The organism is Pararhizobium sp. P1_E7, from assembly GCF_056405855.1.
Genome location: NZ_JBFUBH010000098.1, coordinates 1 through 8,326, shown reverse-complemented (window position 1 = coordinate 8,326; position 8,326 = coordinate 1). Strand labels below are relative to the sequence as shown.

Genomic DNA, 8,326 nt, shown 5'->3' with positions numbered 1-8,326 from the left:
AAATGAAAGCGAAGGCGCGCAGCAATTACGGCCTGACCCAGACACCCGGCGGCGCGGGTTTTGCGGGACGGGCGATCAAACCCGGACTGTTGCATTGAGATGAAAGCGGATCTTGTATCCTTCTAGCGGTATCCTGCAGTTCGGACCGGCCTATAGGGGGCTCAGATGGAGGTAAAGCGACAGGCTCGCGACCGAGGCGGTAAGGCCAAGTGTCGGATTTAAGGTCCGGGCGGTCGACGCTGCCAGCGCCAGACCAAGTGCTACGGTGCCTACTGCAATACCCATACCGTTTTGCGCAAAAGACAAGCCGATGGCAGACAAACTCACTGCCGCTGCAATCGTCAGGCGAGGCGACAACAGATCGCTATGGTGGGTCTCGCTCGAGAACATTTTTGCAAATCCCACCCAGCTCAAGCCGATGGCAAGGCTGAGTAAAATGAGGTGCATGAGATCAAGTGTCATTGCACCCCCCGCCTTTGGAACGCTTTCGAAGCGAATTGCAGATCTGAACTCCCGGTCCCGAGGGACGACCCCGCCTCGGCGAAGACGGTGCCGATACCGATCAGGACTGGCTCATCGAACCCAACGGCCTCCATTGCTTGCGCCAGGTCGTCGACAACGCCCAGCCAACGCGTCTCGTTGATGCGTGTGACCGCGCGCATGACCACCGCCGGGGTCTTTCTATCCATTCCCGCCGCCAGAAGCCGGTCGCGGATCCGGCCGGCGGTGCGGCCGCCCATGTAGAAAATGGTCGTGGTTCGCGGTTCGGCGAGGTTTTGCCAATCCAGGTTCGTCGGCAGATCGCCGGAACGGGAATGGCCGGTGACCAACCGGACTGCTTGCGCATGATCCCGATGCGTCAAGGAAACGCCTAGCCGGGCAGCCATAGCACAGGCGGAGGTGACGCCAGGGACGACGTCCACGGGGATCCCTTCCTTCGCCAGGCAGGCGATTTCCTCGCCGGCACGGCCAAAGATMATCGGGTCGCCGGATTTGAGCCGGACGACATGCTTTCCGGCCTTGGCGAGCGAGATCATCATGGCATTGATGTCTTCCTGCTTGCAGCTCGTCCGGCCACCGCGCTTTCCCACAAGCAAACGCTTGGCCTCGCGGCGTGCCAGTTCCAGCACGTCGCCGGAAACCAGATCGTCAAACAGGATAACGTCGGCGGCCTGCAGGGCCCGCACCGCCTTCAGCGTCAGAAGTTCAGCATCGCCGGGGCCTGCACCCACAAGCGTTACACGGCCGGTGGAAGCCTTGGCCATGGCGCCGAAACGGCCGGCCTCAATGAGAAGATCGCCCTCGGTGCCCGTCCCGGGCGCCGGGCCGAAAGCGCGATCGACAAAACCTTCCCAGAAGGCACGCCGTGGCGCGCCGGGGCCTAACCGGGCATTGACCTTGTCGCGGATCGACTGTGCCAGCGCCGCCCACGATTTCAGGGATGGCGGCAAAAGCGTTTCGATGCGGCGGCGGATTGCCTGTGCGAGAATGGGGGCGGCGCCATCAGTGGAAATGGCGATGACGACGGGCGAACGGTTGACGATCGAGCCGAACTGGAACTGGCAGTATTTCGGCTTGTCGATGACATTCACCGCAATGCCGGCCTTGCGCGCCGCGCCGAAGAATGCGGCGGCGGCTTCGTCATCCGCGCAGTCGGCAATGGCGATCGCGGCTCCTTCGAAAGCTTGCGGTGACCATGGCACGCCGTGATGAAACAACCGGCCTTCGCTCGAAACGCCGCTGCGATCGATGAGGTTCGCGAACGTTTCGCTCAGATCCTCGGCGTAAACATGGACTTCAGCGCCGCAAGCCGCCAGCAGCTCGGCCTTCCAGGCAGCAGCATCTGATCCTCCGGCAACGACAATGCGTTTCCCTTCAAGCGCCCAGAAGACCGGCAGCTTGGCGAGCGGCGCCATGCGGGCGGGGGTGGCGTTCCTGTCACTCGGCAGCAGCTGCAAGACATCCATCGATGATCCCCCTGATTTCCGCGCGGCACGAGCCGCAATTGGTTCCGGCGTTCAATTCCCTGCCGACCGCCTCGACGCTGTGACAACCGCCACGAACGGCCGCAACGATCTGGTTGACGCCGACGCTGAAGCAGGAGCAGACCGTAGCGCCAGGGTCGATGCGTCCGGCGTCCGGGCGTCCGGCAACGACTGCGAACCGTTTGGCCATTTCGGTGTGCTGAACGGTGAGTTGTTCGATCGCCCAGTTCCGGGCAACGCCGACCGGCCGGCGGGCGAGGAAGAATGCCGCAAGCAACCGGCCGCCATCGAAGAAGGCAAGGCGCAGGTCGCCGGATTGTGCGTCCGCATAACCGAGCGGCTCGATATGGCCGGGGATGCCGAGGTGGGTGCGGCACCATTGCGTCCAGTTTTCGGGCGCAACATCGAAGGCCAGTTCCATACGCCAGCCGCCTTCGGCCTTCGCCTTGGCCCAATAGGTGGCGTCGAGACCCTGCGGTTTGGCGGCGGAAACCGCAAAACCATAGCTTGCAACCTGCAGCGGTCGTGCAGCAACCGCGACGTTCTTCGAGGCCGGCTGACCGGAGAAGGGATCGGTGATAGGCGCAACGACAGCATCGATGCGGGCATTTGCAGCGAACTGATCGTTCCAGTGCATCGGCACGAACAGGCTGCCCCGTGCCTGCCGGTCCGTGACAAGGGCACGCACCACAGCCTTGCCATAAGGGCTTTCGATCTCGACAAGCGCTGCGGTGGCCACGCCGATTTGCATGGCATCGCCGGGATGGATTTCGGCGAAGGGTTCGGCGATGTGGGCGGAGAGCCGGGCGCTCTTTCCGGTTCGCGTCATCGTATGCCACTGGTCGCGGATGCGGCCGGTGTTGAGCGTGAACGGGAAATCGGCACTGGTGCGGCCGGAGATGGGAGCACTGACGGCAATGAAGCGCGCCTTGCCGTCGGCATGGAAGAAACCGCCGTCGCCGAAGAAGCGGGTAACCTGCGCGATCGTGTGTTCCGGCTGCGGCCATTGAAACGGTGTCATGGCGTCGTAGGCTGCGGTACCGGTCTGCGCATGCGCACCGATATCGAAATCGCGGCTGCCGCCGTTTTCGAAAGCCGAAAGAGCGGCATGCTCGGCAAAGATGTCCGCCGCGGACGGAAAGGAAAAGGCATCCTCAAAGCCCATGCGGCGTCCGACTTCAGCCATCTGCCACCAGTCGGCCTTCGCCTCACCGGGTTGGTCGAGGAAGGCGCGCTGGCGGGAAATGCGGCGCTCGGAATTGGTCACCGCGCCGTCCTTCTCGCCCCAGCCGAGCGACGGCAGGAGCACATGGGCGTATTTCGTGGTGTCGGTATCCTGAAGGACATCCGACACCACGACGAAGGGGCAGGCTGCGATGGCGGTTGCGACTGTATCGGCATCCGGCATCGAGACGGCGGGGTTGGTGGCCATGATCCACAGCGCCTTGATCCGGCCATCGGCGACCGCGCGGAACATGTCGACGGCCTTGAGGCCCGGCTTGCGGGCAATATCGGGGGATGTCCAGAAGCGCTGGACGCGGTCGCGATCATCCGGGTTCTCTATCGCCATATGGGCGGCGAGCATATTGGCGAGGCCGCCGACCTCGCGCCCGCCCATGGCGTTCGGCTRTCCGGTCAGCGAGAACGGTCCCATGCCGGCCCGGCCGATGCGGCCCGTCGCCAGATGGCAGTTGATGATGGCGTTGACCTTGTCGGTGCCGCAGCTGGACTGGTTGACGCCCTGGCTATAGCAGGTGACGACCCTTTCGGTTTCCGCAAACAGGCGGAAGAACTGCCGCAACTGCATGGAGGACAGGCCGGTCAATTCCATCAGTTCGGCAATGCCAAGGGCGGACGCGGCGGTGAAAGCCTCCTCGAAACCATTAGTGTGCGTGTCGATATAATTCCGGTCGATCGCAGTAGAGTCCGCCAGATGAGCCAGCAGGCCCATGAACAGCGCCACATCGCCATCCGGCCGGATCGCCAGATGCAGGTCGGCAATATCGGCCGTCATGGTGCGGCGCGGGTCGATGACGACCACCTTCATGCCGGGGCGGGCGGCCTTGGCGGCGGCGAGGCGCTGATAGATGACCGGATGGCACCAGGCGAGGTTGGAACCGGTCAGGATGACCAGATCGGCAAGCTCGATGTCTTCGTAGACGCCAGGAACGGTGTCAGCACCGAAAGCACGCCGGTGACCGGCGACCGAGGATGACATGCAAAGGCGCGAATTGGTGTCGATATTGGCCGAGCCGATAAATCCCTTCATCAGCTTGTTGGCGACGTAGTAATCCTCCGTCAGCAACTGGCCGGAGATGTAGAAGGCCACGGAATCGGGACCATGCTGGGCTATGGTCTCGGAGAAGCGCGAGGCCACGAGGTCAAGAGCCTTGTCCCAGCTTGCGCGTTGTCCGCCGATCTGCGGATAAAGAACCCGCCCGTCGAGGTCGATGGTTTCGGCAAGCGCCGAGCCCTTGGAACACAGCCGTCCGAAGTTGGCGGGATGATCGGGGTCACCCTTGACGCTGACGACGCCTGCGTCGTCGATCCTGGTAATGACGCCGCAACCGACGCCGCAATAGGGGCAGGTGGTCTTGGTTTCAGCGGGCACGGATGGTCCCCCCGCTGCAGTATCGCCCGTGGCTTTCACCCCCCTGTGCCCGCTTTGCCGGCATCTCCTCCTCAAGGGGGGAGATCAGGAGCTCGCCGTGCCTCCGGTCTCCATCCACTGCGCAAGAGCGATAGACGCTTTTCTTGCGCAAACGGGCAGCGGCAAACTCAAACCGATCTCCCCCCTTGAAGGGGAGATGTCCCCCACGGGTCTTGCCTTCGGCAAGCCCGAGGACAGAGGGGTGTGTTCCTTGCTTCATGCGCCTACTCCGCCGCCATCATCATGCTTTCGAGCGCGATGGAGAGCGTGCCGTCCTCGTTGCGAATAGCGATGGTCTTGACCTCGCCCTCGTCGGCGCCGAGGGCCTTGCCGCTTTCGAGCGAGATCACCCAGTTGTGCAACGGGCAGGTGACCGCCTTGCCGTGAACGATGCCCTGGCTCAAGGGGCCGCCCTTGTGGGGGCAGTGATCCTCGATGGCGAAGACCTCGTTTTCGGCAGTGCGGAAGACGGCGATCTTGCCTTGCRGCGTCTTCACGCAGCGCGCGCCACGCAGGGGGATGTCGTTGATGTCGCCGATTGCGATCCAGTTCGTTTCCATGTCCGTCACTCCGCCGCTTCCGAGTATCCAACCGTCGCCATCGGCCGGAACTCGTGCTTGTCCTTGCCCGAGACGCGCTCTGACCAGGGATCGACCTGGGCGAACGTCTGGGAGAAGACGAAGCGGTCGTAATAGGCCTGGCGTTTCTCCGCATCGCCCATGATCTGGCGGCGGATCTCGTCAAGGCCGATGCGCTTGGCCCATTTGTAGATGCGCTCCAGATAGCGGCCCTGCTCGCGGTACATCTGTGTCAGCGCCACGATATGCTGAAGCGCCTCGTCCTCGGACTTGACCAGGCCAAGAACCTCCGTGCCCTTGATGTCGAGGCCCGCGGCCCCGGCAAAATGGATCTCGAAGCCGCTGTCGACGCAGATGACGCCGATGTCCTTGCAGGTCGCCTCGGCGCAGTTTCGCGGACAGCCGGAGACGGCCATCTTCAGCTTGGCCGGCGTCCACGATCCCCACATGAACTTCTCGATGCGGATGCCGAGCCCGGTCGAATCCTGCGTGCCGAAGCGGCACCAGTCGGAACCGACGCAGGTCTTTACCGTGCGCAGGCCTTTCGCATAGGCCTGGCCGGAGACGAAGCCGGCCTTGCCGAGATCGGCCCAGACGGCGGGCAGGTCTTCCTTTTCGATGCCGAGAAGGTCGATGCGCTGGCCGCCGGTGACCTTGACCAGCGGCACCTCGAACTTGTCGACCACGTCGGCGATCGCACGAAGTTCCTTCGAATTGGTCACGCCGCCCCACATGCGCGGCACGACGGAATAGGTGCCGTCCTTCTGGATATTGGCGTGGACGCGCTCGTTGATGAAGCGCGACTGGTAATCGTCGGCATACTCGTCCGGCCAGTCGCAGACGAGGTAGTAGTTGAGGGCGGGGCGGCATTTGGCGCAGCCACAGGAGGTCTTCCACTCCAGTTCCTGCATGACCGCCGGAATGGTCTTGAGACCCTTGGCCTTGATCAGCCGGCGCACGTCGTCATGGCCAAGCTCCGTGCACTTGCACATCGGCTGGACGGCGGCCGGGTTGTAAGCGTCGCCAAGCGTGATCGACATCAGCTGTTCGACCAGCCCGGTGCAGGAGCCGCAGGAGGCCGACGCCTTTGTGTGGGCCCGCACGTCGTCGAGTGAGGTCAGTCCTTTTGAGGTGATCGCACCCGTGATCTTGCCCTTGCAGACGCCGTTGCAGCCGCAGATTTCCGCATCATCCGGCAAGGCTGCAACGGCCGCCATAGGGTCCAGTGGGGACCCTCCCTGGTAGGCCTGCCCGAAAATGAGCGTTTCGCGCATCTCCGAGATATCGGTGGCTTTCTTCTTCAGGTCGTTGAACCAGGCGCCGTCGGCGGTTTCGCCGTAGAGAACCGTGCCGATGATGCGGTTGTCCTTTAACACCAGCCGCTTGTAGACGCCGGCCGTCGCGTCGCGCAGGACGATCTCCTCGCGGTCGTCGCCTTCGGCAAAGTCGCCCAGCGAAAAGAGATTGATGCCGGTGACCTTGAGCTTGGTCGGCGTGTCCGAATGCGCGAAGGCAGGCGTGCGATCGCCGGCCAGATGCGAGGCGGCAATGCGGGCCATTTCATAAAGTGGCGCGACGAGACCGTAGACCATGCCGCCGACTTCGGCGCATTCGCCAAGCGCCAGGATATCGCCATCGGAGGTCTGCATGCCGGCATCGACGACGATGCCGCGATTGACGGCAAGCCCCGCTTCCTTGGCGAGACCCGCATTCGGCCGGATGCCGACGGCCATCACCACCAGCGTCGCCGGGATGATCGTGCCGTTGTCGAGTTCGATGCCCTCGACCTTGCCATCGCCGATGATCGCCTTCGTATTGGCCTTGCAGATGACCTTGATGCCGCGTTCCTCGACGGCCTTCTGCAGGAGGTAGCCGGCGGCCGGATCGAGCTGACGTTCCATCAGCGTCGGCATGACGTGCAGCACGGTCACATCCATGCCGCGCGAGGCAAGACCTGCCGCCGCCTCGAGCCCAAGCAGACCGCCGCCGATAACCACGGCCTTTTCGCGCGACTGGGCGGCGAGCAGCATCGCCTGCACGTCGTCGAGGTCCCGGTAGGTGATGACGCCGGGCAGATCCTTGCCAGGCACCGGGATGATGAAGGGCACGGAGCCGGTGGCGATGACGAGCTTGTCATAGCTTTCCGTTACCCCGTGATCGGACGTCACGGTCTTCCTGGCGCGGTCGATCGAGACGATCTTGTGGCCCTTGTAGAGGGTGATGCCGTGTTCGATGTACCAGCCGTCACCGTGGATGACGATTTCCTCATAGCTCTTTTCGCCCGAAAGCACCGGCGAGAGCATGATGCGGTCGTAGTTGACGCGCGGTTCGGCGTTGAAGATCGTGACAGCGTATTGGCCCGGCGCCTGTTCCAGCAGGTGCTCCAGCATGCGCCCGGGGGCCATGCCGTTGCCGATGATGACGAGTTTCTGGGTCATGTCGGGTTACTCCGCGGCTTCGACGAAACGGTGGCGTTCGTAGAGGAACTTCAGCACGGCCTCGCGGCACTTGAGGTATGTCCGGTCGGAAGCGAGCTCGATGCGGTTGCGCGGCCTTGCAATCGGCACGTCGAGCACTTCGCCGATGCAGGCCGCCGGGCCATTGGTCATCATGACGATCCGGTCAGACAGCAGCACGGCTTCATCGACGTCATGGGTGATCATCACCATGGTGTTGCCGAGACGGGCGTGGATTTCCATCACCGCGTCCTGCAGGTGCGCTCGGGTCAGTGCGTCGAGCGCACCGAAGGGCTCATCGAGCAGCAGGATCTTCGGCTCCATGGCGAGGGCCCGGGCGATGCCGACGCGCTGCTTCATGCCGCCGGAAATCTCGGACGGACGCTTGTCCTTGGCATGGGCCATCTGCACGAGGTCGAGATTGGCCATGACCCATTCATGGCGCTCCGCCTTGCTTTTGGTCCTGCCGAAAACCTTGGAGACGGCGAGGTTGACGTTTTCGTAGACCGTCAGCCAAGGCAGCAGGCTGTGGTTCTGGAAGACGACGGCACGTTCCGGTCCCGGCGCGTTGACCTCGCGGTTTTCAAGCAAAACGGCGCCGGACGAAACCGGCGTCAGGCCGGCGATCAGGTTGAGCAGGGTGGACTTGCCGCAGCC

6 protein-coding genes are annotated in these 8,326 nt (G+C 63.3%); all 6 read right to left on the bottom strand.

Annotated elements, in window-relative coordinates; all coding sequences use genetic code 11:
• Positions 1-150: 150 nt before the first annotated feature.
• Positions 151-462, bottom strand: a complete 312-nt coding sequence (locus tag AC1D17_RS26515; protein WP_477568252.1) for a hypothetical protein — start codon at positions 460-462, stop codon at positions 151-153.
• Positions 459-1,967, bottom strand: coding sequence for a siroheme synthase CysG (gene cysG / locus AC1D17_RS26510; RefSeq protein WP_477568251.1), 1,509 nt, complete (start codon positions 1,965-1,967; stop codon positions 459-461). The genes AC1D17_RS26515 and cysG overlap by 4 nt, the downstream gene beginning before the upstream one ends.
• Positions 1,939-4,596 carry a nitrate reductase gene (locus AC1D17_RS26505; RefSeq protein ID WP_477568250.1) on the bottom strand — a complete coding sequence of 886 codons (2,658 nt, stop codon included), beginning with the start codon at positions 4,594-4,596 and terminating at the stop codon, positions 1,939-1,941. The genes cysG and AC1D17_RS26505 overlap by 29 nt, the downstream gene beginning before the upstream one ends.
• A gap of 263 nt (positions 4,597-4,859) precedes the next feature.
• Positions 4,860-5,195, bottom strand: a complete 336-nt coding sequence (gene nirD / locus AC1D17_RS26500; RefSeq protein ID WP_477568249.1) for a nitrite reductase small subunit NirD — start codon at positions 5,193-5,195, stop codon at positions 4,860-4,862.
• Positions 5,196-5,200: 5 nt separating this feature from the next.
• Positions 5,201-7,651, bottom strand: a complete 2,451-nt coding sequence (gene nirB / locus AC1D17_RS26495; RefSeq protein ID WP_477568248.1) for a nitrite reductase large subunit NirB — start codon at positions 7,649-7,651, stop codon at positions 5,201-5,203.
• Between the two features lie 6 nt (positions 7,652-7,657).
• On the bottom strand, positions 7,658-8,326 hold a 669-nt coding region (locus tag AC1D17_RS26490), incomplete at its 5' end, for an ABC transporter ATP-binding protein (protein WP_477568247.1).